Annotated in this window: 1 protein-coding gene and 1 pseudogene; one reads left to right on the forward strand and one right to left on the reverse strand. The window is 72.5% G+C overall.

What is annotated here, in order from left to right; genetic code table 11:
• Window positions 1-369, forward strand: a 369-nt coding sequence (locus A5652_RS21475; RefSeq protein WP_197514048.1) for a dienelactone hydrolase family protein, incomplete at its 5' end; no start/stop codon positions are given.
• On the opposite strand, the pseudogene A5652_RS28160 reads toward A5652_RS21475, so the two are convergent.
• Window positions 358-539: pseudogene (locus tag A5652_RS28160) on the reverse strand (glycosyltransferase); the annotation flags it as partial. The gene A5652_RS21475 and the pseudogene A5652_RS28160 sit on opposite strands and share 12 nt — an antisense overlap.

Consider the following 539-nt stretch of genomic DNA (forward strand, 5'->3'; position numbering starts at 1 on the left):
TGCGGCTACTGCATGGGCGGACGGACGTCGCTCATGGTGGCGGGGCGGCTGCCGGACCGGGTGGCCGCGGCGGCGTCCTTCCACGGAGGCGGCCTGGTGACCGACACCGAGGACAGCCCGCACCTGCTCGCCGACCGGATGAGCGCCACGGTGTACGTGGGCGGCGCCAAGGACGATGCGTCGTTCACCGCCGATCATGCCGAGCAGCTCGACAAGGCGCTCACGGCGGCCGGTGTCGAGCACACCATCGAGTGGTATCCGGCCGGCCATGGATTCGCGGTTCCGGATAACGCGCCGTACGACGCCGCCGCGGCCGAGCGGCACTGGGAGGCGATGACGGAGGTGTTCGCGTCCGCGCTACCGCGTTAACGCGGTCATCAGCAGCGTCGCGGCCACCGAAACGCCGTCGGTGCGGATCGTTGCGGCCACCGAACTGGCCCGCGCGCGGACCTGGGCGGTCAGGGCCGCCTTGAGCGCGGTCGACAGCGACTGGGTGGTCGGAGCGGGCCCGTCATGGGCGGAGCCGAGGCCCAGGTCGC

Origin of the sequence: Mycobacterium sp. 1165178.9, assembly GCF_001673555.1 — a bacterium.
GTDB lineage: Bacteria > Actinomycetota > Actinomycetes > Mycobacteriales > Mycobacteriaceae > Mycobacterium.